Here is a 24,066-nt window from a genome sequence, read left to right as displayed (position 1 = left end):
CTCGGGGCGGGCACCGCCTCGGTGACGGTTCCGCCAACCCGGGGCCGGTGGGACACCGATTCGGTGCACGCGCCTCCCCAATGGTTCCGGTTGCTGCGCCGAGCCTCGCGGGCCCGGGCCACGGGCCGCCGACGCCGACGTGAACGGCGCGTGCCCATCCGGGGAACGTCGGGCACCCGCTCACGGCGCGCGCGTACCACCCCACCCGGGGCGGGTCACCGCTCCGACCAGCGGGCGCCGGCCGGGCCGGCCGTCCGGCTCGCCGGGCGTCCACCCACCGGCGGCTCCCCGGCGCTCCAGGCGAGACTGATGACGAAGCCGGGCGGGCCGGCGACGTCGGCCAGGAGGTAGCTGGACTTCTGCCCGGCGATCCAGGCGCCACCGCGACGCAGCCACACCGCTCCCGGGTCGATCAGCAGCCCGCGGCCGTCGGCCTTGAGCACCGCCTCCACCCTCGTCCACCGGCGCACCACCTTCTCCGACGACTGCCCGAGCAACCGGTGCAGCTCGTCGAGCCGGTCCTGCTCCACCGTGTCGCGCTCGGCGTCCACGCCGAGCCGGCCGACGTGCGTCGACGGGGCGAGGGCCGCGACCACCAGCCCGTCCGCGTAGGCGACACTGGCCAGGGCCGGCACACCGCTCAGCCGGGGCCCGAGGTGGGCGTCGCCGCAACGCGCGCATCGTCCCGGCGTGACAGCCCAACCGGTGGCCGCGGGGAACCGCTCGGCGACGAGATGGTGGAGGAGCAGCCGGCCCACCCGCAGGCGGTGTCGTGCCGGGGGTCCGAGGGACGCGGCGCGCTCGGCGTCGACCTCGTCCAGCAGGCCGGGCAGCGCCTCCGTGACGACCCTGTCCTCCCAGGCCCACGCGACCGCAGCCGGGCCGACGGTGGCCGCACCCGCCGTCGGGTGCACGGGAGCGCTGGCGGGCGCCGGACCGGACACGGGCCTCCTCCTCGATGCCGCTGACGAGGGAACCGTCACCCACAGCGACGAACACCGCGCCACCGGCGGGTGAACGTCGGGAGAGGAGGCGGCGAACAGTCCCTCGTCGCCACCGTCGCGCGGCCGGCGGCCGTCCGCACCACGCAGGGGTGAACGGCGGATTGCTACCCTTTCTCCTTGCGATGAACGGGATGGGACGGATGCGACTGCCGCGGTGGCTGGGTGTGACCCGCTGGGCGCTCTTCACCGCTGCCCTCGTGCTGCTGGCGCTCGCGGGCTGGATCCGCTACCGGTTCGGGGTCGTCACCCTCGACCAGACCCTGCTGAACCTGCGTGGGGCGGCGGGTGACAAGGCCGGCAACCCGGCGCTGGTCGCCGAGGCCGTCGTCGTGTGCATCGTGCTGCCGCTGGTGGCCGCGGTGGCCCTGGTCGCCGTCCTCGCCTGGCGTCGACGGGTGCGTGGCACCCGGGGCGCTGCCCGCGTCCGCCGCCACCCGGTGCTGCCGGGGGCGCTCAGCCTGACCGTGGCGCTGGCGATCCTGCTCACCGTGACCGGGGTGCCGCAGTACGCGTCCGCACTGCTCGGGGACGCGTCCTTCGCGCCGTACTACGTGGCCCCGGGGACGCCCGTCCCCCCGTCGAAGCCGAAGAACCTGGTGACGATCTACCTGGAGTCGGGCGAGAACACCTTCGCCGATGCTTCCCTGTTCGGCAGCAACCTGCTGTCCGACCTCGACGACGCCACGGCCGGCTGGGCTCATTACGAGGGCCTCCAGCAGTACCCCGGCGGCGGCTGGACGATGGCCGGGCTGATCGGCACGCAGTGCGGGATCCCGCTCAAGAGCGACCTGCTCACCGCCGGCGTCGACCACAACCTGTTCGGCGAACAGGTCGACAGCTTCCTTCCCGGCGCGCGGTGCCTCGGCGACGTCCTGCACGAGGCGGGCTACACCAACGTCTTCCTCGGCGGCGCCAACTCCAAGTTCGCCGGCAAGGGCACCTTCCTGATGGACCACGGCTACGACTTCGTCTACGGGCTGGAGAACTGGGAGGCCGAGGGCGAGGCCCGGGAGAACATCTCCATCTGGGGCATGTCCGACCACCAGCTCTTCGCCCACGCCACCGAGCGGATCGACACCCTGCGCGCGGCCGGTCGCCCGTTCAACCTCACCATGCTCACCCTCGACACCCACGAGCCGGGGGGCGTGTACCCGACCTGCCGCACCGACGACGACGTGGCCATGGCGACCGCGATCCGGTGCTCGATGCAGGCCGTCGGCGGGTTCCTGGAGCACCTGCGTACCAGCGGCTACCTGGAGGACACGGTCGTCGTCGTCATGGGCGACCACCTGAAGGCCACCGCGGAGGGCGGCTTCTACAAGGCCGAACTCGATGCCCAGGCCGACCGGACGATCGTGCTGCGCGTGTGGAGCCCCGACGGCACCGTGCGGTTCGCGCGCGAACGCGCCGACCAGTTCAGCATGCTTCCCACGACCCTCGACCTGCTCGGCCTGGGCAGCCGTGACGGACGGGCGGGCCTGGGGTTGTCGCTGATCGGCGAGCGCGACCCGGCCGGCACCGCGCTGACCCTGCCACCGAACGACTACGCGGCCCTGATGGGCTCGCCCTCCTCCGACCTGTACCGCCTGTTCTGGCAGGAGCCCTGACGGCGGCCGCCCTCCGGGGCCTCGGGCAAAGCGTCAGCCGGCCGCCCGACGCTCCCGCGCCCTCGCGCGGACGTGCTCGAGGTCGCCGGACGGCAGCCCGAGCGGCGTCCCGTCCACGTGGAAGACCTCCCCGACGGCCTTCACCGTGACCTGTGCCCCTGGCACGATCCGGTGCTCCCGCAGGCGCCGGAGTCGCTCGGCATCCGCGTCGGAGACCCGCACGACGCGGTAGCCGCCGGGCGCGGCGTCGGACAGGCGCACCGCGTCCGCCTGCACCGTCCACTGCCCGCCGGCCGCAGGGATGGGGTCTCCGTGCGGATCGGTGACCGGGTGGCCCAGCAGGGCGTCGATGCGGTCGAGGAACCGCTCGGACACGGCGTGCTCGAGTCGTTCGGCGTCGCCGTGCACCTCGTCCCAGCCGTAGTCGAGCACCTGCGCGAGGAAGGTCTCCACCAGCCGGTGCCGCCGCACCATCGCGACGGCGAGGCGTTCCCCCAGCGGGGTCAGGGTCACCGGCCGGTACGGCTGGTAGCTCACCAGGCCCTGGAGCTGCAGCCGGCGCATGGTCTCGGAGACGTTCGCCGGGCTGGTCTCGAACCGGGCGGCCAGCGCCGTGGTGCTGATCGGCGGCTCGCCCCACTCCACGGCCGACCAGATGGCCTTCAGGTAGTCCTGGGCGACCGGCGTCAGGTCCTCGACCTGCATCAGGCACCCCCGGTCACGGTGAGCACGATGAGCACCAGGTTGAGCGCGACGATGAGGGCGACGACCGTCCACGCCAGCGCGCGCAGCACCAGGGTGTTCGCGAAGCGTCCCATCACCGTCGTGTCGCTGCTCAGGCGCACCAGCGGCGCCAGCGCGAACGGGATGCCGAGGCTCAGCAGCACCTGGCTGAGCACCAGCGCCCACGTCGGGTTCACACCGAGGGCGAGGATCACCAGCGCCGGCACCAGGGTGACCAGTCGGCGCGCCAGCATCGGCACCCGCACCTTGAGCAACCCGGACATGATCGTCGCGCCCGCGTAGCAGCCCACCGAGGTGGACGCCAGGCCGGAGGCGAGCAGGCCGATGCCGAACAGCGCCCCGACGGTCGGCCCGAGCGAGGAGGTGATCGCGGCGTGGGCTCCCTGGATCGAGTCGGTGCCGGCCACCCCCTGGAGGCTGCCCGCGGCGACCAGCAGCATCGCGATGTTCACCGTGCCGGCGACGGCCATCGAGGCCACCACGTCCCAGCGCGTGGCGCGGAGCAGGTGGGACAGGTCCTCCGCGCGGGGTCGGTGCCGGTCGCGGGCGAGCGCCGAGTGGACGTAGATCGCGTGCGGCATCACCGTCGCCCCCAGCATGCTGGCCGCCAGCAGTACCGAACCCGCCCCGTCGAAGCGGGGGACGAGCCCGCCCAGGGCGTCCGGCCAGGAGGTGTGGCTGACCAGGAGGCCGGCCATGAAGCCGATGGTGATCACCAGCAGCAGGCCCATCACCACGATCTCGAAGGGACGCTGCCCGCGCCGGCTCTGCACGGACAGGACCAGCATCGAGACCGCGCCGACGATGACGCCGCCCAGCAGCAGGGGCACGCCGAACAGGATCTCCAGGGCGATCGCGCCACCGAGCACCTCGGCGAGGTCGGTCGCCGCGGCCACGAGCTCCGCCTGCGCCCAGTAGAGCAGCCGCGGACCGCGCCGCAGCCGCGTCCCCATCAACTCCGGCAGGCTGCGCCCGGTGACCAGCCCGGTCTTGGCCGAGAGGTACTGCACCAGCACCGCCATGGAGTTGGCGGCGACCAGCACCCACACCAGCAGGTAGCCGTGCTGGGCGCCCGCGGTGAGGTTCGCCGCGACGTTCCCGGGGTCGACGTAGGCGATCGCCGCGACGAAGGCCGGGCCCCACAGCCACAGCACCCGGCGCCGGGGACGGACCGCCCCCAGCCCTGCCGACTCCTCCGGCGTCAGTACGTCACCGTGCACGAAAGTTAAGCTACCCCAACTTTTCGGTCGCCGTGTGCGGCGCCGTCAGGCGACGGTGAGCCCACGCGCGGCGAACCGCGCACAGAGCACGTCCGCACTCTCCGGGCGCGAGTACCAGAACCCCTGCATCTGCCGCACTCCCAGGCGCAGCAGGACGTCGCGCTCCTCGGGGAACTCGACGCCCTCGACGACCATGTCGAGGTGCAGCGTGCGGCTGAGCCGCACCAGCGACCGCATCACCTGCACCGAACGGCCGGACGTGGTGATGCCGGCGAGCAGCGACCGGTCCACCTTGAGGATGTCGAACGGGACCTCGACCACAGCCAGCATCGTCGAGTACCCCTGTCCGAAGTCGTCCAGCGCGAGCCTGATCCCGCTCGCCCGTACGTCCTCCAGGCGGGCGAGCACGTCCTCCCCCGCGCCGTGCACAGAATCCTCGGTCATCTCCACCGTCAGGCGGACGTGGGGATGCGCGGCCGCCAGGCGCGGCAGGAGCTCACCCATCTGGCCCTGGGCGAGCTGGCCCAGGTCGAGGTTCACGTGCAGGTCGCGCAGCCCCGGCGCGAGCGCCTGGAAACGGGCCATGTCGGACAGTGACCGCTCCAGCACCTGGTCGGTCAACTCGTCGAGCAGGCCCAACCGCTTGGCCTCGTGCACGAGCAGGGACGGGTCGATGGGCCCGTCATCGGGATGGGTCGCCCTGGCCAGGGCCTCGACGGCGACGATGCTGCCACGGGAGCCGTCGACGATCGGCTGGTAGGCCACCTCGACCGCCCGGCCCGAGATCAGGTCGGCGATCGCGGCCCGCCGCCCCGACGGACGTCCGGGCTGGTCCGCCACGGCCGCGGCGGACGGCAGCCGCCGCCCCCGCCCCGCGTACATGAGCGCGTCCGCCTCGTTGACCAGGGCGACGAGGTCGTCCTGGCCGTCCGCGGAGAAGGTGACGCCCTCGGACAGGCTCACCGGGAGCAGGTGCCCGTCGACCGCCACCGGCGACGCCGCTGCGGACACGATGCGGTGGGCCACCTGGCGGGCGTGCCCGGCATCCCGGACGTCGCGGAGCAGGACGACGAACTCGTCCCCGCCCACCCGCGCGACGGCGTCCCTGGGGCGGACGGCCTCCTGGAGCCGCCGGCCCACCTCGCGCAGCACCTCGTTTCCGGCCTCATGGCCGTACCGGTCGTTGACGGCCTTGAAGCCGTCGAGGTCGATGTAGACCACGGCGACGCCACCCCGCTCGCCGCGGCGCGCGTTGACGTCGTCGATGGCCGCCTGGAAGCCCCGGTAGTTGAACAGCCCGGTCAGCGGGTCGGTGTTGGCCTCGGTGCGCAGCTCGTTGGCCTCCCCGCGCACCCGCATCGTCTCCTGCCCGATGTGGGCGATCGCGCTGAGGGCCTGGAGGTCACGGTCGAGCAGCGGCGAACTGCCCGGGTTCCGGCGGGCGACGAGGTGGCGCACCTCGCCGGAGTGCGTGCGGAACGGCGTCCCGATCTCGAACCTCGACAGCGGGGGGGTGGCCCGAACCTCCACCCGGTCCACCCGCAGGGTGGCGGCGGCGAAGTCCGTCATCTGCTCCAGCGGGTCGGGGTCGTCGGGCCACGGCAGGGCCTTCGCCGTCCGGACGAGGCCGTCGAGGCGGTGCCGCGCGTCGTAGCCGAACAGCACGAGGGCGATCACCGCGAACACCGCAGTGGTGATCGTGAGGTCCATGATGAGCTTCATCCGGAACGGGTCGGCCAGGATGAACGCCCACGCCTGCGGCTCGCCGTGGTGGCTGACCATCGGGATCACCGCGTTCAGCGCGAACAAGAGCCCGAGGCGGCGAGGGATGTAGTGGCTGGTGACCGGGGCGTCGTCGTCGAGGATCGCCGGCAGGCGCCACAGCAACAGCGAGGCCGCGAGGTACACCCCCGTCGCGCCGAGGACCCCGACCCACAGGGGCAGGGCGAGAGCGAGCGACCAGCCGAGCACCGTGCTGTAGAGGAGGCCGAGCAGGACCGAGCGTCCCCCGACCCTGGCACCGGCGCGGACGTCGCGCTGGACCACGGTCGAGCCGACCGCCACGCCCACGGCCCACACCGCGACTGTGGTCAGCATGTCGGCCGACGGCAGTGCGAGGCCGAGGATGCCCGCCCCGATGCCGAAGGCTATGCGCTCGTCGACGGCAGACACGCGCACGCGGAACGACTGCGAGGCCGCGGCGCTCACGCCGAGGAAGGCGAGCTCGACCAGGTGGCCCTCGATGGTGGCGAGGCCGCGCACGGCGCAGCCCACCGCGAACAGGACGAGCAGCGAGATCTCCGCGGCGGCGTAGACGTCGTCCAGGGTGCGCCGCCGCGGGCGGCGCGCGCTCCGGAGGGGCAGGGCGTCCACTGCCTACTTCTCCAGCAGCTTCCGGATCTCCTCCTGGCTCAGCGCCTGCCAGGGCGAGCCGCCGGGGTCGACAAGGCTCGACTCGGGGCTGGTCGCGGTGTTCCACCAGCGTGCCTCGAACGCCATGCCCTGGTAGATGACGCGGTCACCGGCGGTGTAGGCCTTGTCCGGCTTCCAGGTCGGGTAGAAACCCGCGGGCAGGGTCGGCACCGGCACCGGCGTCTCTCCCGGCAGCACCGGGCCGACGAGGCGCCAGGGCGTCTGGGAGTCCTGGAGCACCGGGTCGTCGGGGACGTCGCCGCGCGTCCACCACTTCGCCTCGTACACGTTGCCGTGCCACACCACCTTGGTACCGGCGGGGTAGGAGGAGGTCGCGGACCAGATGCGGTACGGGCTGGTGGCCGGGTCGTCAGCGGTGGCCGTGGGGACCGGCTCCGGGGTGGTCACTCCCCCGGCGGCCTCACCGGGCGTGCCCGTGAGCCCCTCGGCCAGGACGGCGGCGAACCGCGTCGCGCCCTGGTCGACGCCGCTGCACGAGTCACTGACGCGACGGACGTCGGGGTAGTTCGTGCTGCAGGCCTTGTCACGGTTGAGCGACCAGACCGAGAGCCGGCCCAACCCGTTGTCGCGCGCGAACGCGTTCACCTCGCCGGCGTCGGCGAGGGTGAAGACCTCGGCCGGCTCGTCGTTCTGGCCGAGCATGGGCGTAGCGCCCACCTTGCGCCACAGCGACGACGGACCGAGAGGCATCCCGGCCGCCGAGTACAGGACGCCGAGCTGGCGGCGGGTGGCCGACAGCGCGGCGATCGACGCCGCGGCCATCGACTGGCCCTCCGCCCTGGTGTCGCCGAAGTTCATCGTCATGGCGTTGACGCCGGCCAGGTCGACACCGGCGGCGAGGAACCGGGCCACCGTGTCGGTGCCCTGCGTGGTGAGGCCCGAGGAGACCACCGGCAGGGTGAGCCAGACCGCGAGGTCCTTGCCCGCCGCGCGCCGGGCCTCCTGGAGGGCGGCGATCGCCTCGGCGCGGCGCTGCCCGCTGGCGGCGTCGGCGAGCGCGTCGCCCTCGATGTCGAGGTCGATGGTGTCCAGGCGGTAGCGGTCGACCACGGACGCGTACGCAGCGGTGAGGTCGGCCACGCTCGCGCAGCGCAGTGCGAGCTCGTCGTTGCGCTGCCCGCCGAAGGAGACGACCACCGAACGGCCCTGGTCGCGCAGGCGGGCGATCCGCCGGTCGAGGTCGAGGTCGGACGCCGCCTGGTCGAGCCCGTAGCTCGCACCCCAGCTGGGAGTGCAACTGCCGTCGGTCGCCGCGACGACGAAGGCGAGCACAGCGGACTGCGTCCCCTCGCCGGCCGGCGCCTCGAACGCGTAGGACGGGGTCGCGGTGACGTCCACGTAGCCGGCGAACCACGGCGTGCCCTCCACGGTCGCCTCCGCGGAGTCCTGCCACCACCCGAGGGTGAGCGCGGCTCCCGAGCCCGCGAGCGCGACGACGAGCACCAGCACGCCGAGGCGTAGCCAGGAGAAGCGGCGTCCGGGGAAACGGGTCGACATGTGATCCTCCGGTGGTCGGGGGTGGAGTCCGGCAGGGAGGCTGCCCTGCTGAGCTTGATACTACATTATAAAGTGTTATAGAGTCCACTGCATCACCCTTGGGCACCGAGGACCGTCACGAGCGAGGCACGTGCTGATGACCACCACCACACAAGCTCCCCCGGGCACCACGTCGACGGCATCGAGCCGGCGCCGTCAGTGGGGTGCCGAGCGGCGGCCCGAGCCGCTGGCCATCGTCCACTCCCGTCCGAGCACGGCGAAGATCACACTGGGCCGGCTCGGCATCGTGGTGACCCTGCTGGCCTGGGCGCTGTACGTGGTCACGACGATCATCCGTGAGTTCATCGACAACCCCCACCTCGACTTCCGCTTCGCCGTCGAGGCGGTCTTCTACCTGCTGGTGGTGACGTCGCTGACGTTCTCCGCGCTGATGTACCTGATCGCCCGCCAGGGCGCCCTGTACCGCTACCGCGACCACACCCGGGTTCCCCGCGCCGAGCTCGACCGGCACTTCCCCGACGGCTACGACCGGCGCGTCACCGTGCTGGTGCCGTCCTACGTCGAGGAGCTCCAGGTCGTCCGCAAGACCCTGTGGTCGGCGGCGCTGCAGGAGTTCGGCGACCTGCGCGTCGTCCTGCTGATCGACGACCCGCCCTCGCCGAGCGACCCCCAGCGGCTCGCCGACCTCACGGCCACCCGCGGGATCCCCGCGGAGATCGAGCGCGAGCTGGCGCCGGTGGCCGCCCGCTTCGAGGAGTTCGCCGACCGGCAGGCCGAGCGGCTCGCCCGCCGCGCGGCCACCATCGGCGACGTCCGGCTGCTCGCCGCGGAGTACACCGCCGCGGCCGAGTGGCTCGAGGCCCGCGCCGACGCCTGGCCGATCGAGGACCACACCGACGTCTTCTTCGCCGAGCAGGTGCTGATCGGCCTGGCCAGCGAGCTCCGCCTCAACCTGCTCGCGCTCAACGCCGCCGTGGAGCAGGGGCAGGCCCCCGGTGCCACGCGCATGGAGGAACTGGCCCGGCGCCTGGTGTGGACGTTCCGCGCCCGCCTGGACGCGTTCGAGCGCAAGACCTTCGCGTCGCTGTCGCACGAGGCGAACAAGGCGATGAACCTCAACTCCTACATCGGCCTCATGGGCCACCGGTGGAAGAAGGTGCCGACGGCCGACGGCGTCGTCCTGCTGGAGGCCGCGCCGGACGAGCCGTCCGACCTCGACATCCCCGATTCCGACTACCTGCTCACCCTGGACGCCGACTCGATGCTGCTGCGCGACTACTGCCTGCGGCTGGTCGAGTTCCTCGAGCAGCAGGGCAACGAGCGGGTCGCCGTCACCCAGACCCCGTACTCGGCCTACCGCGGCGCCCCGACGCGCATCGAGCGGATCGCGGGCGCGACCACCGACATCCAGCACACGCTCCACCAGGGCATGACCTACTACGGCGCGACCTTCTGGGTGGGCGCCAACGCGGTGATCCGCAAGCGCGCGCTCGACGACATCTGCCAGGTGGAGGTCGTCGGCGGCTTCCCGATCCGGACCTACATCCAGGACCGGACGGTGATCGAGGACACCGAGTCGTCGATCGACATCGGCACCCACGGCTGGTCGCTGGTGAACTACCCCGAACGGCTCAGCTACAGCGCCACTCCCCCGGACTTCGGCTCGCTCATCGTGCAGCGCCGGCGCTGGGCGAACGGCGGCCTGCTGATCCTGCCCAAGTTCCTGGTGCAGCTCGGCGAGCGGCGCCGCCGCAGCGAGCGCATCCTGTGGCGCGAGGCGGCCCTGCGGGTCAACTACATGGCCTCCATCGCGTGGGCGAGCGTCGGCCTGATCTTCCTGCTGGCCTACCCCTACGACGGGCGCCTGCTGAGCCCCTGGGTGTTCCTGGCCGCCGTGCCGTACTTCCTGCTGATGGGCTCCGACCTGCGCTACAACGGCTACCGGTTCAGCGACATCTTCCGCATCTACGGCTTCAACCTGGTGCTGCTGCCGATCAACCTCGCCGGCGTGCTGAAGTCGATCCAGCAGGCGCTCACCGGCGAGAAGATCCCCTTCGCGCGCACCCCGAAGGTCGCCGGACGCACGGCAGCCCCGGGCCTGTACGTGCTGTTCCCGTTCCTGATCGTGGGGTTCTCCGCCTTCACCTTCTGGCGCGACTTCACCGCCCAGAACTGGGGCAACGCCGCGTTCGCCGCCCTCAACGCCGTGCTGGCCGCCTGGGCGATCATCGCCTACATCGGCCTGGGCAACGCCCTCACCGACATGGTCCTCGGCGTGGTGAACTGGCTGTGGGTCGATAAGAAGCCTGCTCCCGCCGAGCGGGTCGTCGACCCGTCCGCGCCGGTGAACTGGGAGGCGATCCTCTACCACGGCGACCGGCGGCTGGCCCGCGACGCCCACCACGACCGCGACCGTCGCCGCAGGGCGGCGGGACGGCGCTCCTAGCCGGTCGGCACCAGACGGGGGCCGAGCGCTCAGCGCAGCAGGCGGCGCAGCCCCGCCCGGTAGGCCAGCCTCCCGACCAGGCCGACCACCGGGTCGGCCAGGCGAGGGAGCCAGGGAATCGTCAGCTCCTGCTGCCACTCCACGACCGATCCGCCGTCGGCGGGGGTCACCGTCCAGCGCACCCGGCCGCCGACGACCCGTCCGGTCTTGGCGATCTCGACCAGGCCGGGCAGCGCCCCCTCCGCGTCGCCGGCGGGCGGGCGGAACAGCTCGACGCGCATCGGGTCGTCGAAGCCCCACCTCCCCCAGCCGGTGCGGGCGACGAACTCCTGGCCGCGCGCAGGCGCACCGGCGTGGCGCAGCGTCGTGAGCGGGATCGCTGCGGAGTGCGCGTCCCAGTCGACGAGGCGGTCGAAGGTCTCCCCGGCGGGACGCGAAGAGACCGCCCGGAGGGTGAACGCGGCCATCGGTGCTCCTTCCGCCTCCAGCGTGCCACGCGCGCGGACGGGTGGACGGGGGTAAGGAGAGTGCTGTGGCACGCGTGTGGATCGGGACGTCCGGCTGGACCTACGCCTCCTGGTGGGGACGGGTCTATCCGGACATGCCCGACCGCGACCGCCTCGAGCACTACGCCGCCCACCTGTTCGACACCGTGGAGCTCAACGCGAGCTTCTACCGGTGGCCGCCGGACAGCTCCTTCGCCTCGTGGCGCCGCCGGCTCCCCGACGGCTTCCGCCTCTCGGTGAAGGCTCCCCGGGCGCTGAGCCACGCCCGCCGCCTGGGCGAACCGCAGTACTGGGTCGGACGCATCCGCGCAGCGGCAGGGATCCTCGGCGACCGGCTGGGGGTGGTGCTGCTCCAGCTCCCGCCCTCGCTCGCGCGCGACGACGGCCTGCTGCGCGCCTTCCTCCCGGCGTGGCCACGCGCCCTGCCGCTGGCCGTCGAGTTCCGCCACCCGAGCTGGGTCGACGACGCGGTGTTCGCCGCCCTGGAGGAGCACGGTGTCGCCTACGTCGTGACGAGCGGGGCCGGCCTGCCGTGCGTGCTGCGCGCGACCGCGCCGTTCGTCTACGTCCGGTTCCACGGCCCTGACGACCACCACCTCTACGCCGGGAGCTACAGCGACGACGCGATGGGCTGGTGGGCCGACCGGATCGGCGAGTGGCTGGACCAGGGCCGCGACGTGTGGGCCTACTTCAACAATGACGGGGACGCCAACGCCGTGCGGAACGCGGCCGCCCTGCGCCACCAGCTGTCGCTGCGCTCCCGGGTCTGACCCGGCTCAGCCTGCGGGGAGCTCCCAGGTGTGCACCGGCTCGTTGGCGTGCATGTGGGCGGCGTAGGCGGCGATCATCCCGCGCAGCGCCTCCGCCCGGGACAGCCCCTTCGCCTGGAGCCTCCGCACGGCGGCCACCTGCCAGTCGGCACCGTTCTGGCCGGTCAGGCAGCGTCCCTCGATCACCCCGAGCAGCCGGTCGCGGACGGCGGCATCCACCCCCCAGGCGGCCAGGCCCTCGTGCGCCATCGGCAGCAGCTCTCGCAGTACGAGCTCGCTGGCCGGGATCTCGCCGCGTCCCGGCCAGAACAGCGCGGCGTCGATGCCGTTGCGGGCCCCGATCGCGAAGTTCTCGGTGGCGGTGTTGAACGACATCCGCGTCCACAGGGGACGGTCGTCTGCGACCATCGCGTGCAGCGTGCCGTAGTAGAACGCCGCGTTGGCCAGCGTGTCGACGATCGTCGGGCCCGCGGGCAGCACGCGGTTCTCCACGCGGAGGTGGGGACGTCCGTCCACGATGTCGTAGATGGGCCGGTTCCAGCGGTAGATGGTCCCGTTGTGCAGGCGCATCTCGGCCAGCCTCGGGGTGCGGCCGGCGTCGAAGGCCTCCTGCGGGTCCTCGTCGTCGAGTTCGGGGAGCATGGCCGGGAAGTAGCGGGTGTTCTCCTCGAACAGGTCGAAGATCGAAGTGATCCACCGCTCCCCGAAGAACACGCGGGGACGCACACCCTGGTTCTTCAGCTCGACCGGACGGGTGTCCGCGGCCTGCGTGAACAGCTCGATGCGCGTCTCGGCCCACAGCTCCTTGCCCATGAAGTAGGGACTGTTCGCACCGAGGGCGAGCTGCGGCCCGGCCAGCACCTGCGCCGCGTTCCAGTGCGCGGCGAACTCCGACGGCTGCACCTGGAGGTGCAACTGCATCGAGGTGCACGCCGCCTCGGGGGCGAGGGAGTCGCTGTACCGCAGCAGCCGCTCCCCGGACGGACCGGTGATGTCGAGGTGGATGTCCTCGCCGCGGGCGGCGAGCACGGCGTCGTTGAGCGCCTGATAGCGCGTGTTGGCGCTCATCCAGTCGCCCTCGAAGGTCTCCGGCGTCACCGTCGGCAGGATGCCGATCATCATGATGTGGGCGCCCCGCTCGGAGCACCGCCGCTCGGCCTCGTTGAGCGAGGTGCGCAGGTCCGCCTCCAGCTGCACCGCGCTGCTGCCGTGGAGGCGGTGCGGGGCGACGTTGAACTCGATGTTGAAGCGGGCGAGCTCGGTCTGGTACTCCGGGTCGGCGATCGCCGCGAGCACCTCCGCGTTGTCCATCCTCGGCCGGTAGTCGCTGTCGACCAGGTTGAGCTCGATCTCCATGCCGGTCATCGGCTCGTCGAAGTCGAACGAGCGGGAGGCCAGCATCTGCTCGAACACGTCGAGGCAGGTCTTCACCTTGTCCCGGTAGCGCTGGCGCTGCTCACGGGTGAATGTCGCCGACTCGACGTCGCGTCCCATGCGGTGAGTATGCCCGCCCGCTTCCGCGCAGGGATAGGGCCGGCGTGTCCGGTCGACGACCGGCGGGCCGTGTCAGTCGGCGAACTCCGTGGCCGCGAAGCGCTGCAGGTAGGTGCCCAGCTCGAGGGCCACCGCCCCGTCCAGCTCGGTCGGACCGGGTCCGATCCACAGGTCGACGTCGAGCCCGGAGATGGCGCCGGCCAGCTCCGGGGGCCACTCGTTCCCGTAGCCGTAGCGGCTGCGGAGCACGACGTACTCCGCGCTGACCCGCTCGATGCGCTCGATCTCGGGCTGCTCGAGGAGCCGGAAGGCCGCCACCGGGTTCAGGGCGTCGAGACGCCGCGACAGCGTGGCGCGAAGGATCGTCGAGTTCGTCCAGCCGAGGACCGCGTACGCGTCGCCGGCCGGCGCGTGGGTGGCATCGCCGGGGTCGAGGGTCCAGGCGCGGGTGCGGTAGAGGCTGCGGAAGTCGACGCAGTGCTCCCTGAGCAACGCCGACAGCGATGCCGGGGTCTGTCCGGGGTGCCGGACCAGGCGCATCGGCAGCGTGGCGACCCGTCTCGTGGGCTCGCCGGGAGGGACTCTCTCCCAGGTATCGGTTCTCAACATCGTCGGCTCCTCCGGTCCTGCACGTCGGAGGCCAGACGTCGGGTCGTGATACCTCCACCCACGAGTACAGCGCGTGCGCCACGGCGGGGGTAAGACCCCCTTCGAGCGACGCCCTCGCGGGCGTCACCCGGACGAGTGGCGCCCGGTTTGTCCTCGCTGACTAGGTGATCTCCACGCTAGGACACCGACGCGCCGTCCTGCGCCACCCCACGAGACCATGTCGTGCACCAACCGCATGGCTTCCTGGCGTACCACCTCGTAGGGGACGGGCCCCGCCGTCGGCCGATCAGGCGAGGTGGCGCCGGGTGCCCGTCTCCAGCAGACCGGCATCGTGGGCACGGCGGACCAGCTCTGCGCGCGTGGCAGCCCCGAACTTCTCGCGCAGCGCGACCACCTGCTTGCGCACGGTGTTCACCGAGACGTACTGCTGGTCGGCGATCTCCTGCACGGTCGCGGACGTCGCGAGCAGCGGCAGCAGCACCTCCTCGCGACGGGTCAGCCGGACGAGGGTCGGCCGGGGGGCGCACGTGTCCCGCAGCGCGACCAGCGCCTCGCGGCGTCGGGCCGCCTCCACCGGGCAGTCCGGCTCCCCGTGGTGCGCAGCGTGGCTCTCGACGAGCCGCCCCCGCACCTCGGAGGGCAGCAGCGCGAAGGGCACGACGGTGTCTGCCTGGGCACCCACCTCGCAGGCCGCGGTCGCCGCCGCGGCCACGTCGCCCGACGGCGCCCCGAGGAGGGACAGCGCGGCCGCCTTGATGGCGTACAGGTGGGCGCGGTCACCCAGGGACGGCTCGAGGGAGAAGATCCCCTCATCGGCCGTGGCCACCGCCTCCGCGTACCGGCCCGCGGACAGGAGCAGCCGGGCCGCGGGCACCGTCGAGAGGGCCGGGTCGTCCCGCGTCAGGAGCTCGTCCACCACCTGGGCCGCGCGGTTCAGCTCGCCGATCCCGATCAGGATCTCCGCCCGGGCACGCAGCAGCAAAGGGCCCCACGGGCCGTGCTGGACGTCCTCCCCGGAGTCGGCGAGGATCGCGTCGAACCGTGCGAGCACCCGGGACGGCTCCTCCCACAGGAGGCCGTAGGTGGCGGCGAGGTGGGCGTGCATCGGCCGGAGGTTGAACCACCGGATCGCACCCTCCGCGTCATGGAGGCGCAACGCGCGGTCGGCGAGCCGACGGTCGAGGCGACGCAGCGCGGCGTCCGCCCACGCGAGGTGGAACACCGGCTCGATCCAGTTCGCGACCCGGCACTGGTGCTCGGCATGACGGGAGAGGTAGCGCTCGCTGGTGGCGAAGGCCTGCGTGTTGCCGGACGCGCTGCTCGACAGCGCCAGCACGAGGGCGGCCAGGAACCCGGCGAAGCCGCAGGACTCGGCGAGGAGCATGGCCAGCTCGGCCTCCCGCCGGGCACGCGCCCAGTCGGCACGCAGGAAGGCGACGAGCGAGGCCGTCGAGTGGAAGAAGCTGAGGTACTTCGCGCCCACCGCCGCCCCGTGCGGCGGCGGCTGCCGGATCACCTGGAGCAGCGCGGAGTAGGTGCGGGTGGCGCCGTCGAGCCGGACGTCGCCGACCGACTCGGGGATCGTCGCCTGGGCGAGCATCCACAGCGTGCCCGCGGCAACCTTCGCGTCGGCGCCCTCTGCGGTCTCCCAGTGGGAGTGCAGCGCACGGCCGTCGCGGATCATCGCGCTCAGCATGACGTCGAGGTCGAGCCGCCCGGTCACCGGATCGAACGCAGACGACAGCGCGGCCCCGTAGCTGAGCCCGGGATGGACGGCCCGCTGCTCCGGCGGGGCTTCGGCGTAGGCGGCCCGCACGACCGCGTTGGCCAGCAGCAGGCCGGGCGAGTAGGTGCACCACAGGGTCTCCAGGGCGACCCAGTCGTGCTCCTCCGCCGCCCAGCCGGCCAGTTGCACGGCGAGTGCCGGGAAGCGCCGGGCGAGCCCCGCGGCGAGCATCTCGCGGCGACAGGCGTCCAGGTCCGGGTCGGTCGACCGGAGGTCGGCGAGCATCGCGTCGCGGACGTCAGGGCGCAGGGTGCTCGGCTCAGCGCACGCGCCGTCCTCGACGAAGGCGCCGGCGGCCTCCAGCTGGGCGAGCAGGGCCGTGCATCCCCCCGGGACACAGCAGGACCTGGCGCTCTCGGCGGCCAGGGTGAGCACCTCCCGGCCGGCCTGGTCGGCAAGGGCGATGCGGGCCAGCCACGCGGGCCAGGGGCCGCCCGTGAGCAGGTCCTGCCAGGACGGGCGGTCGTCGGCCGGCACGCGGTGCGCGCCGGGAGGGTCGGTGGTCAGCAGATCGAGGTGGGGCACGAGTCACGTCCATGGCGGTGGAAGCGGCGCCGCCCGCGGTGGGGATGGGTCCCGCCGTGGGCGACCGGGTGGTGGAGGTCGGGGGGTCGACCACCGCGCCCGGGTCGGGCCAACCACTCCCCGTCCCGAACCGCGTCCTCGCGGCCCGCGACACCCGGACGAACCGGAGATTACGCGACCACCACAACGAACGCCTAATCGGCGTCCCACTAGGAGGAACGCCTATCACCCATCCGGGTGACCGAGGAGAGGGCGCCCGCAGGCTCACAACCCTGAGACGGGACGGTCCGGCCGGGTCGGGGTGGCCAGCAGACCGCGCAGGAGGCCGAGGAAAGCGGCCTTGTCCACCGCCTCCACCACCGTCGCGTTCGGGGTGAGGTCGAAGGTGCTCCACGCCATCACCGAGTGCCCGCGGGTGAGGCTGGACGACGTCTCGACGTCCACCCGGTAGGGCGCGGACGCGAGCACGAGCTCCGGGTGCAGCAGGATCGCCAGCGTCAGCGAGTCCGGGTGGGTCGACCCGTCCACGCCCACCGACTCGTCGAAGTCGATCGTCGCGTCGCACATCCGGCGGAAGAAGTCCGACAGCGGCGTTCCCAGCGAGCACAACCCGTTGTAGGTGGCCCGGTCGAAGGTGGCGTCGCGCAGCGTCAGAGGCGCCCAGGGCACGATCACCAGGTCGTCGAAGCCGGCGTCCATGACGATCTGCGCAGCCTCGGGGTCGACGTAGAAGTTGTACTCGGCGCTCGCCGTGATGTTGCCGCGCCCGTTGTTGGAGCCACCCATCACGTACAGGCTGCGCACGCGGGCTGCGAACCCGGGGTCGCGCAGGACGGCCGAGGCGATGTTGGTGAGCGGGCCGATGGCCACGATGCTCACCTCTCCGGGGTCCTCCGCGGTGATCCGGAGGAGGGCATCCACTCCGTCCTCGGGGTCGAGGTGGACCCCGTCCAGATCCATCGACAGGCCGCCCGACCCGTCGCCGTGGACGTTCTCCGCCGACTCCCACTCCCTGCGCAGGGGGCGCCGGCACCCCTCGTGGACGGGCACGCTGCCCAGCCGGCCGGCCACGTTCAGGGTCGTGTGCGCGTTGGCGACCTGCTGGTCGAACGACACGTTGCCCGCCACCATCGTGATCGCGCGCAGGTCCGCGCGCTCGTCCATCAGGCCGAGCAGGATCGTCACGCAGTCGTCCTGCGCCGTGTCCGTGTCGATGACCACCGGAATCCTCGCCATGCCACTCCCTTCCCGGCACACCCTAGGTGGGCGACAACGGGCACCCGGACCGCCGGGCGTGAGCACTTCTTGCCCAGTGCGGCCGCCGTCCCGCCACCCCCGCCGCGCACGGACGCCGCACCGCGGCCACCGTCGCCTTGCTAGCGTCGGGGACGAAGGGAGGGCGATGTCGCACAACCGCTTCCCCCGCGGCGTCTACGCGCGCGGGACGGACCCGGATGCCAGGTTCTCGCTCGCCAACGAGCGCACGTTCCTCGCCTGGATCTCCGCCGGGCTGGCCCTGGTCTCGGTCGGGGTCGGCGTGGCCTCGCTGGGCGTCGGCCTCAACCCCGTGTTCCGCGCGCCGGCCGCCGTGGTCCTCGTCCTGGGCGGGATCGCCTGCCCGGTCCAGGCCTGGTTCGGCTGGGTGCGCGTCGAGACGGCCCTCCGCGAGGGTCGCCGGCTCCCGTTCCCGCCACTGGTGGCCCTGCTGTCGGTGGTCGTCGCGGTCGCCGGGGCGCTGGTGCTGCTGGGCCTGCTGGTGCCGTGAGCGGGACGCCCGGCTGGCGCGACGACCCCGGCAGGCAGCCCGAACGAACGGCCCTGGCCTGGCAACGGACGGCGCTGGCCTTCCTCGTCCTTGCCCTCGCCTCCGCGCGGCTGGCCTGGCCCGCGCTGGGGGGCTGGGCCCTGCTGCCCGCGTCCGCGGTGGGCGCCGGAGCCATCGGCCTGCTCGTCGGCGCGCGCCGCCGCTACCACCGCACGCTCGACCAGGACCGCGAGGACGTCCTCGTCGCGCCACCGGACGGGAGGATGCCCCTGCTGGCCGCCGGCCTGGGGCTGGCCGTGGGCGCGCTGGCCGTGCTGCTGGTCTGGCTGGCGACGTCGTGAACGCTGCGGGACACACTTTCCTACATGGCCTCCTGTAGAAATCTCGACTAGATTCCCCCCATGGGCAGCGCTACGCGGAACGGGCCGAACCCGCTGCGCACCGACCGTCCCCGACCCGCGGCGCTGAGGGTGCTGCGACGGCTGGTCGCCGCGGACGGCCCCGTGACCATCGGGGCGATCACCGGGCTGCTTGGAGGGCACCCCAACACCGTGCGGGCCCAGCTCGCCCACCTCGTGGCGCAGGGATTCGCCACGGAGATGACGGTCACCGGCGGGGGACGCGGCCGTCCCGCACTGGCGTTCGTGCCCACGCTCTCCGGACGCCAGGTGGTGCTCGAGGAGCCCGACCGTGACGACCACAGCGCCCTGGTGGAGGCGGTCGCGGAGCACCTCGCCACCGCCCAGGACCCCGTCGCCTCCGCCCTCGCCCTCGGGCGGTCGTGGGGACGCAGGATCGCCCCGGCGAGCGACCGCACCCTCGTCGGCACGCTCGGCGCGCAGGGGTTCACCCCCGAGGTCTCCGCCGACGGCATCGCCCTGCGTACCTGCCCGCTGCTCGCGTCGGCGCTCCGGCACCCCGAGGTGGTCTGCGCCATGCACCAGGGGCTCATCGACGCGCTCTCGGCCGACCCTCTGGAACTCGTGCCGTTCGCCGCGCCGGGGCGGTGCCTGGTGCGCCCGGCCCCCGCCGCCCCGGCCTGAGGGCGGGCCGCGCCCGCCGTAGACTCGCCCGGGTCGGCCCGCAACCCGAGAGGCCCGCCGTGGACCTGTCCGCCCTCTTCCCCGCCGGCTTCGGCTGGGAGACCATGCTGGTGCTCGCGCTGGTCGCGCTCGCCGCCGGCTGGGTGGACGCCGTCGTGGGCGGGGGCGGGCTGCTCCAGCTGCCGGCACTGCTGCTGGTGCCCGGCATCGCGCCTGTCCAGGCCCTGGCCACCAACAAGCTCGCCTCGATCTGCGGGACGACCACCAGCGCGGTCACCTACTACCGGCGCGTCCGGCCGGACCTGCGCACGGCGTTGCCGATGGCAGGTTCCGCCCTGGCCGGGAGCGCGGGCGGCGCGGCGCTGGCGACCCTGCTGCCCGCCGCGGTCTTCACCCCGATCATCCTGGTGGCCCTCGTGGTCGTGGCGGTGTTCACGGTGGCCCGTCCCGCGATGGGCGCCCGCACGCGGCTGCGGTTCACCGGCCGGCGGCATTACGGCAGCGCGGTCGGCATCGGCGCGGTGATCGGCGCCTACGACGGGCTGCTCGGTCCCGGCACCGGCAGCTTCCTCGTGATCGCCCTGGTCGGCGTGCTCGGTTACAACTTCCTCGAAGCCTCGGCGAAGGCGAAGATCGTGAACGTCGCCACCAACCTCGGCGCGCTCGCGCTCTTCGTCTCCCACGGCGCCGTGCTGTGGGGGCCCGGCCTCGTGCTGGGCGTGGCGAACATGGCCGGCGGCTACCTGGGATCGCGGACTGCCATCGCCCGGGGGACCGGGTTCGTCCGGGCGGCCTTCCTGGTGGTGGTCGCCGCACTGATCGCCCGCCTGGGCTACGACGTCGTCACCCGCGACCTGCTCCCCTTCCTCGCCGGGCGCTGACCCGGTCCCCCGTAACGGGACTTCTCAGCCGCCCGGGGCGGCTCGGTAGGCTTCACCCGCCGCGGAACGGCCAAGGAGCGGGGCCGGGAGCGGATGAGTGGGGGTGGATGGTGCCGTTCGCACTGGAGGCACACGGCCTGGTCAAGGTCTTCGGCGACCTGCGCGCCGTGGACGGCGTCGACCTCGCCATCCCGCGCGGGACGTTCTACGGCATCGCCGGGCCGAACGGAGCGGGCAAGTCCACCACGCTGCGGATGCTGACCGGACTGCTGCGGCCGGACGCCGGCAACGCGGTCCTCGGCGGCGTCCCGGTGTGGCCGGACCCGCGGGCCGCCAAGGCGCAGGTCGGCTTCGTGCCCGACAACCCCGTGCTGTTCGACCGCCTGACCGCCCCCGAGATGCTCGAGTACGCGGGGCTGCTGCGGCGGATGGACCCGGCGGTGGTGGCCGAGCGGTCGACCGAGCTCCTGCACGTGCTCGACCTGGCGGACGAGGGCGAGAAGCTCATCGCCGACTACTCCCTGGGCATGATCAAGCGCATCGGGCTGGCGGTCGCGCTGCTGCACGGCCCGCGGGTGCTGGTGCTCGACGAGCCCTTCGGCGCGCTCGACCCCGTGAACACCCAGGTGATGGAGGACGTCCTCCAGCTGTACCGCCGCGGCGGCGGCACCGTGCTGTTCGCCAGCCACGTGATGGATGTCGTCCAGCGCCTGTGCGACCGGCTCGCGGTCATCGGATCCGGCCGCGTCCTCGCCGAGGGGACGGTGGCCGACGTCGCCGGCGGCCGGAACCTGCAGGACGCGTTCGTCGAGCTCGTCGGCGGGCGCGACCTCGAGGAGGGTGAGCTGTCGTGGCTCTCGTCCTTCTCCGGCTGAGGCTCGCGATCGCCCGCCGCGCGCGCGGCCACGGAAACGGTGCCCAGCTCTACTTCGCGACCTCCTGGGTGCTGGGGGGCGTGGGCGGGCTGCTGGCCGGCATGGTCACCGCCGTCCTGGTCTCGGGAGGCGGCACCGGCGACCTCCTGCTGGTGGTCGCCTTCTGCGGGGTCTTCCTGCCTTGGGTGATCGGCCCGATCGTCGAGCCGACGCTCGCCGACGGCGTCGTCGACCCGCAGCGGCTCGAGCAGTTCCCGCTCACCGGGTGGCAGCAGGTCACCGGCCTCCTGGCGGGGGCACTGGTGGCACCCACGGCCACGTTCACGTTCCTGTTCGCCTCGGGGGGCGTGGTCGCGCTCGAGGAACCGCCCGCGGTCCGTGCGGCCTCCCTGGTCGTGGCGCTGTGCTACACCGTCATGTGCGTCGCGGTGTCACGCTCGGCGCAGGCCCTTCTCGCCGGGGCGCTGCGCTCACGCCGGGGCACCGACCTGGCCGCCTTCGCGGCGAGCCTGCTCGTGCTGGGCGTCTACCTGTTCGCCCAGCAGGCGCGGGCGACGACAGCCGCACTCGGCGGCCAGTCGGCGACCGGACCGCTGGGCACCGTGCTGAGCTGGACGCCGCCGGGCGCGGCCGGCCGCGCGGTCCTCGCCGCACGGGACGGCGAATGGCTGGAGTTCACTCTGCGCCTGGGCATCGTCGCGCTCACCGCGGTGCTGGCGTTGCTGGCCTGGGCCTGGGTACTCGGCCGCCGCGTGAACGGGACGACGCTGGGCCAGCAGCGGGCGAGGAGCCGGCGCGCCACCTCACCCCTGCCGCTGCGCCCGGCCGTGCTGCGGGGGCTTCCCGCGGGGCCGGGGGTCGCGGCGGCGTCCCAGCAGCTCCGGTACTTCTTCCTGCGCTCGCCCCGCGCCATCCAGACCCTGGTGATCCCGCCCGTGATGGGCGTGGTGGTGGCGCATTCGAGCTTCGCCGGGTACGGCCTCGCCGCCCAGACCGCCGCCTTCGCCGCCATGTCCGTGGTGGCCGGCAGCTTCAACCTGTTCGGCTACGACGGCCCCGGCTTCACCTACCTGGTCCTGGGCGGGGCGCCGCTGCGCCGGGTGCTCACCGGCAAGGCGCTCGCCCCGCTGCTCTACCTCCTGCCCCTGGTCGCCACCTTCGCGCTCACGGAGTCGGCCATCCGCGGGGCGCCTGAGGCGATCCTCCCCGCGATCCTCGCCGGCTTCAGCGTGGTCGCCCTCGGCCTCGGAGTCGGCTCGGCATCCAGCGTGCTCAACCCGAGCGACCAGTCGCGGGTCGGCCTGCGGCGCGGGTCGTTCCTGAAGGTCTTCGCGTGGTTCATGGGCTTCTTCTCCGTCGCCGGGATCGGCGGCGGCCTGTGGTGGGTGCTCTCGCGGTTCACCGGCAGCCTGCTCACCGGGGTCTTCCTCTCCCTGGTGGCTGTCGTCGTCGCCCGGGCGATCCTGCACTGGTCGGGCCGGCGGCTGGAGGGCGACCCGTACCAGGTGATGCTCAAGCTGGACCCGCGGACGGCCTGAGCCGGCTTCAGCCGGCCTTGCGCAGCCCCTCCACGGTGGTCGTCGTGCCGTCCGCGGCCACGAGGAGCGCCGCGTGGTCGGCCAGCGTGGCCAGCCATCCGATCGCCGCGCGCCCACGGACGAAGGCCGCGGTCGCGTAGACGTCCGCCCAGGTGAGGCCCGGGCCGATAACCGTGGCCGAGGCCAGCCCGCTCACCGGCGCGCCCGTCTCGGGGTCGAGGATGTGGGCGCCACGGGCGGCCGTCCCCGAGGTGGCCACCGCACCCGAGCGCAGCGCGAGCGTCCGCAGCACGCGGGTGCGGTCGCGCGGGTCCTCGATCGCGACCACCCAGTCGGGGGTGTCGGTGCGGCGGCACGCGACGGCGATGTCCCCGCCCGCACAGACGAGCGCGTCGTGTGCGCCGAGCGGGCGCAGTCGCTCCTGGAGGCCCGTGAACGCCTCCTCCACGGCCCATCCCTTGACCAGGCCGGTCGGGTCGAACCGGGGGCGTCCGTCGGGACCGGGGATCCAGGCGGAGAAGGCGCCGCCGGTGCGCTGCCCGGCGAGCTCGCACAGCGCCGCCACGTGGCGGACGCGGGGGTGCGCGTCCGCCAGCCGGTCGCGACCGTCGCGGATGCGACTGGCGGGGCTGTCCGGTCGCCAGAGGCTGAACATGGCCTCGTCCTCGCGGAGGTCGTCGAACGCCGTCGCGACGGCCGCGGCCACCTCCGCAGACGCCGCGCGCGGCCCCCGCACGTGCACGCTCATCGGAAGGCCCATGACCTGCGCGACGAACGCCCGGCGAGGCAGGTCCTGCGGTCCCGGAGCGGGACGGAGCACCCCGGTCATCACAGGTGCGCCGCGTCGATCGCGGACTGGAGCGAGGTGATGTAGCCGTCGCTGGTGACAGTGGCGCCGGAGACCGCGTCGATCTCCGCGCTCTGGGCCGCGACCACCTCGGCGTTCAGCCGGGGCACGGCGTAGGCGTTGATCTGCTGGTCCTTGCCGTTCTCGTTCGGGTACTGGATGGCGTCGGCGGAGGTGATCGTGCCGTTCTCCACCGTGATCTGCACCTGCACCGTGCCCCACCGGGTCTGCACCGCGTCGCCGGTGTAGGTGCCGGACGCCGAGGAACCGGACGTGGAGCCTGTGCCGGCGGTGCCCGACGAGCTGGGCGCGGTGCTGGCCGGGCTGCTCGGCGTCGCACCCGCGGTGCTGCCGTCCCCGGACGCGCCGTCACCGGTGGTCGGGGTCGCGACCTGCGTGGCGGTGCTCGTGTGGTAGCTGAACAGCAGGACCAGCCCGCTGATCGTGCCCATGACGGCCGTGACGATTCTTCGCAT

At 73.1% G+C, this 24,066-nt stretch carries 21 protein-coding genes; 9 read left to right on the top strand and 12 right to left on the bottom strand.

Annotated elements, in window-relative coordinates; genetic code table 11:
• Window positions 1–215: 215 nt before the first annotated feature.
• Window positions 216–944, bottom strand: coding sequence for a 4'-phosphopantetheinyl transferase family protein (locus ACFQQJ_RS10370; protein WP_377106228.1), 729 nt, complete (start codon window positions 942–944; stop codon window positions 216–218).
• A gap of 182 nt (window positions 945–1,126) precedes the next feature.
• Between ACFQQJ_RS10370 and ACFQQJ_RS10365 the strand changes: the two genes are divergently transcribed.
• Window positions 1,127–2,611: a sulfatase-like hydrolase/transferase gene (locus tag ACFQQJ_RS10365; RefSeq protein ID WP_377106226.1), complete on the top strand. Its 1,485-nt coding sequence runs from the start codon at window positions 1,127–1,129 to the stop codon at window positions 2,609–2,611.
• Between the two features lie 33 nt (window positions 2,612–2,644).
• Here ACFQQJ_RS10365 and ACFQQJ_RS10360 read toward each other — a convergent pair whose 3' ends face one another.
• From ACFQQJ_RS10360 to ACFQQJ_RS10345, 4 genes are all read right to left on the bottom strand, one after another.
• Entirely contained in the window at window positions 2,645–3,316 is a 672-nt protein-coding gene (locus tag ACFQQJ_RS10360) for a metal-dependent transcriptional regulator (protein ID WP_377106225.1), read from the bottom strand.
• Window positions 3,316–4,509 carry an Nramp family divalent metal transporter gene (locus ACFQQJ_RS10355; protein ID WP_377106332.1) on the bottom strand — a complete coding sequence of 398 codons (1,194 nt, stop codon included), beginning with the start codon at window positions 4,507–4,509 and terminating at the stop codon, window positions 3,316–3,318. Before ACFQQJ_RS10355 ends, ACFQQJ_RS10360 begins: the two co-directional genes overlap by 1 nt.
• A gap of 111 nt (window positions 4,510–4,620) precedes the next feature.
• Window positions 4,621–6,948: a putative bifunctional diguanylate cyclase/phosphodiesterase gene (locus ACFQQJ_RS10350; protein WP_377106223.1), complete on the bottom strand. Its 2,328-nt coding sequence runs from the start codon at window positions 6,946–6,948 to the stop codon at window positions 4,621–4,623.
• A 3-nt stretch (window positions 6,949–6,951) separates the two neighbouring features.
• A complete protein-coding gene (locus ACFQQJ_RS10345; RefSeq protein ID WP_377106221.1) occupies window positions 6,952–8,505 on the bottom strand; it encodes a chitinase in 1,554 nt (517 codons plus the stop codon).
• A 136-nt stretch (window positions 8,506–8,641) separates the two neighbouring features.
• Between ACFQQJ_RS10345 and ACFQQJ_RS10340 the strand changes: the two genes are divergently transcribed.
• On the top strand, window positions 8,642–10,951 hold the full coding sequence (locus ACFQQJ_RS10340; protein ID WP_377106219.1) for a glycosyltransferase family 2 protein: 2,310 nt from the start codon (window positions 8,642–8,644) through the stop codon (window positions 10,949–10,951).
• A gap of 29 nt (window positions 10,952–10,980) precedes the next feature.
• On the opposite strand, the gene ACFQQJ_RS10335 is transcribed toward ACFQQJ_RS10340, so the two are convergent.
• Window positions 10,981–11,418 (bottom strand): hypothetical protein, encoded by a 438-nt coding sequence (locus ACFQQJ_RS10335; RefSeq protein WP_377106218.1) that lies wholly within the window; start codon window positions 11,416–11,418, stop codon window positions 10,981–10,983.
• A gap of 65 nt (window positions 11,419–11,483) precedes the next feature.
• Between ACFQQJ_RS10335 and ACFQQJ_RS10330 the strand changes: the two genes are divergently transcribed.
• The gene (locus ACFQQJ_RS10330; RefSeq protein ID WP_377106217.1) at window positions 11,484–12,227 is read left to right on the top strand and encodes a DUF72 domain-containing protein; all 744 of its coding nucleotides are present in this window, start codon (window positions 11,484–11,486) and stop codon (window positions 12,225–12,227) included.
• 6 nt (window positions 12,228–12,233) lie between these two features.
• Here the strand turns inward: ACFQQJ_RS10330 and ACFQQJ_RS10325 are convergent, their stop codons facing one another.
• The 4 genes from ACFQQJ_RS10325 to ACFQQJ_RS10310 all read right to left on the bottom strand — a co-directional run bounded on the left by ACFQQJ_RS10325 (window position 12,234) and on the right by ACFQQJ_RS10310 (window position 17,877).
• Window positions 12,234–13,721 carry a glutamate-cysteine ligase family protein gene (locus ACFQQJ_RS10325; protein WP_377106215.1) on the bottom strand — a complete coding sequence of 496 codons (1,488 nt, stop codon included), beginning with the start codon at window positions 13,719–13,721 and terminating at the stop codon, window positions 12,234–12,236.
• 72 nt (window positions 13,722–13,793) lie between these two features.
• Window positions 13,794–14,330 carry a hypothetical protein gene (locus ACFQQJ_RS10320; RefSeq protein WP_377106213.1) on the bottom strand — a complete coding sequence of 179 codons (537 nt, stop codon included), beginning with the start codon at window positions 14,328–14,330 and terminating at the stop codon, window positions 13,794–13,796.
• 286 nt (window positions 14,331–14,616) lie between these two features.
• The gene (locus ACFQQJ_RS10315) at window positions 14,617–16,641 is read right to left on the bottom strand and encodes a response regulator transcription factor (RefSeq protein WP_377106212.1); all 2,025 of its coding nucleotides are present in this window, start codon (window positions 16,639–16,641) and stop codon (window positions 14,617–14,619) included.
• Between the two features lie 264 nt (window positions 16,642–16,905).
• A complete protein-coding gene (locus ACFQQJ_RS10310) occupies window positions 16,906–17,877 on the bottom strand; it encodes a nucleoside hydrolase (RefSeq protein WP_377106210.1) in 972 nt (323 codons plus the stop codon).
• Window positions 17,878–18,043: 166 nt separating this feature from the next.
• Between ACFQQJ_RS10310 and ACFQQJ_RS10305 the strand changes: the two genes are divergently transcribed.
• The 6 genes from ACFQQJ_RS10305 (at window position 18,044) to ACFQQJ_RS10280 (ending at window position 22,743) form a co-directional block, all read left to right on the top strand.
• Window positions 18,044–18,406 (top strand): YidH family protein, encoded by a 363-nt coding sequence (locus tag ACFQQJ_RS10305; RefSeq protein ID WP_377106208.1) that lies wholly within the window; start codon window positions 18,044–18,046, stop codon window positions 18,404–18,406.
• A complete protein-coding gene (locus ACFQQJ_RS10300) occupies window positions 18,403–18,747 on the top strand; it encodes a DUF202 domain-containing protein (RefSeq protein WP_377106207.1) in 345 nt (114 codons plus the stop codon). Before ACFQQJ_RS10305 ends, ACFQQJ_RS10300 begins: the two co-directional genes overlap by 4 nt.
• Window positions 18,748–18,807: 60 nt before the next feature.
• Window positions 18,808–19,449 carry a helix-turn-helix transcriptional regulator gene (locus tag ACFQQJ_RS10295; protein WP_377106205.1) on the top strand — a complete coding sequence of 214 codons (642 nt, stop codon included), beginning with the start codon at window positions 18,808–18,810 and terminating at the stop codon, window positions 19,447–19,449.
• A 59-nt stretch (window positions 19,450–19,508) separates the two neighbouring features.
• The gene (locus tag ACFQQJ_RS10290; protein WP_377106203.1) at window positions 19,509–20,330 is read left to right on the top strand and encodes a sulfite exporter TauE/SafE family protein; all 822 of its coding nucleotides are present in this window, start codon (window positions 19,509–19,511) and stop codon (window positions 20,328–20,330) included.
• 107 nt (window positions 20,331–20,437) lie between these two features.
• Complete coding sequence (locus ACFQQJ_RS10285; RefSeq protein WP_377106202.1) at window positions 20,438–21,205, top strand: ABC transporter ATP-binding protein; 768 nt, start codon at window positions 20,438–20,440, stop codon at window positions 21,203–21,205.
• Complete coding sequence (locus tag ACFQQJ_RS10280; protein WP_377106201.1) at window positions 21,181–22,743, top strand: hypothetical protein; 1,563 nt, start codon at window positions 21,181–21,183, stop codon at window positions 22,741–22,743. The genes ACFQQJ_RS10285 and ACFQQJ_RS10280 overlap by 25 nt, the downstream gene beginning before the upstream one ends.
• Window positions 22,744–22,750: 7 nt before the next feature.
• Here ACFQQJ_RS10280 and ACFQQJ_RS10275 read toward each other — a convergent pair whose 3' ends face one another.
• Together ACFQQJ_RS10275 and ACFQQJ_RS10270 are read right to left on the bottom strand one after the other, a co-directional pair.
• Window positions 22,751–23,572, bottom strand: a complete 822-nt coding sequence (locus ACFQQJ_RS10275) for an FAD:protein FMN transferase (RefSeq protein ID WP_377106199.1) — start codon at window positions 23,570–23,572, stop codon at window positions 22,751–22,753.
• Complete coding sequence (locus tag ACFQQJ_RS10270; RefSeq protein ID WP_377106197.1) at window positions 23,572–24,066, bottom strand: FMN-binding protein; 495 nt, start codon at window positions 24,064–24,066, stop codon at window positions 23,572–23,574. Before ACFQQJ_RS10270 ends, ACFQQJ_RS10275 begins: the two co-directional genes overlap by 1 nt.

Source organism: Propionicimonas sp. T2.31MG-18 (genome assembly GCF_964266745.1).
In the GTDB taxonomy this organism is placed as follows: domain Bacteria; phylum Actinomycetota; class Actinomycetes; order Propionibacteriales; family Propionibacteriaceae; genus Propionicimonas.
The sequence above is the reverse complement of the archived record's forward strand: the minus strand, read 5'-3'. Positions and strand labels throughout refer to the sequence as shown.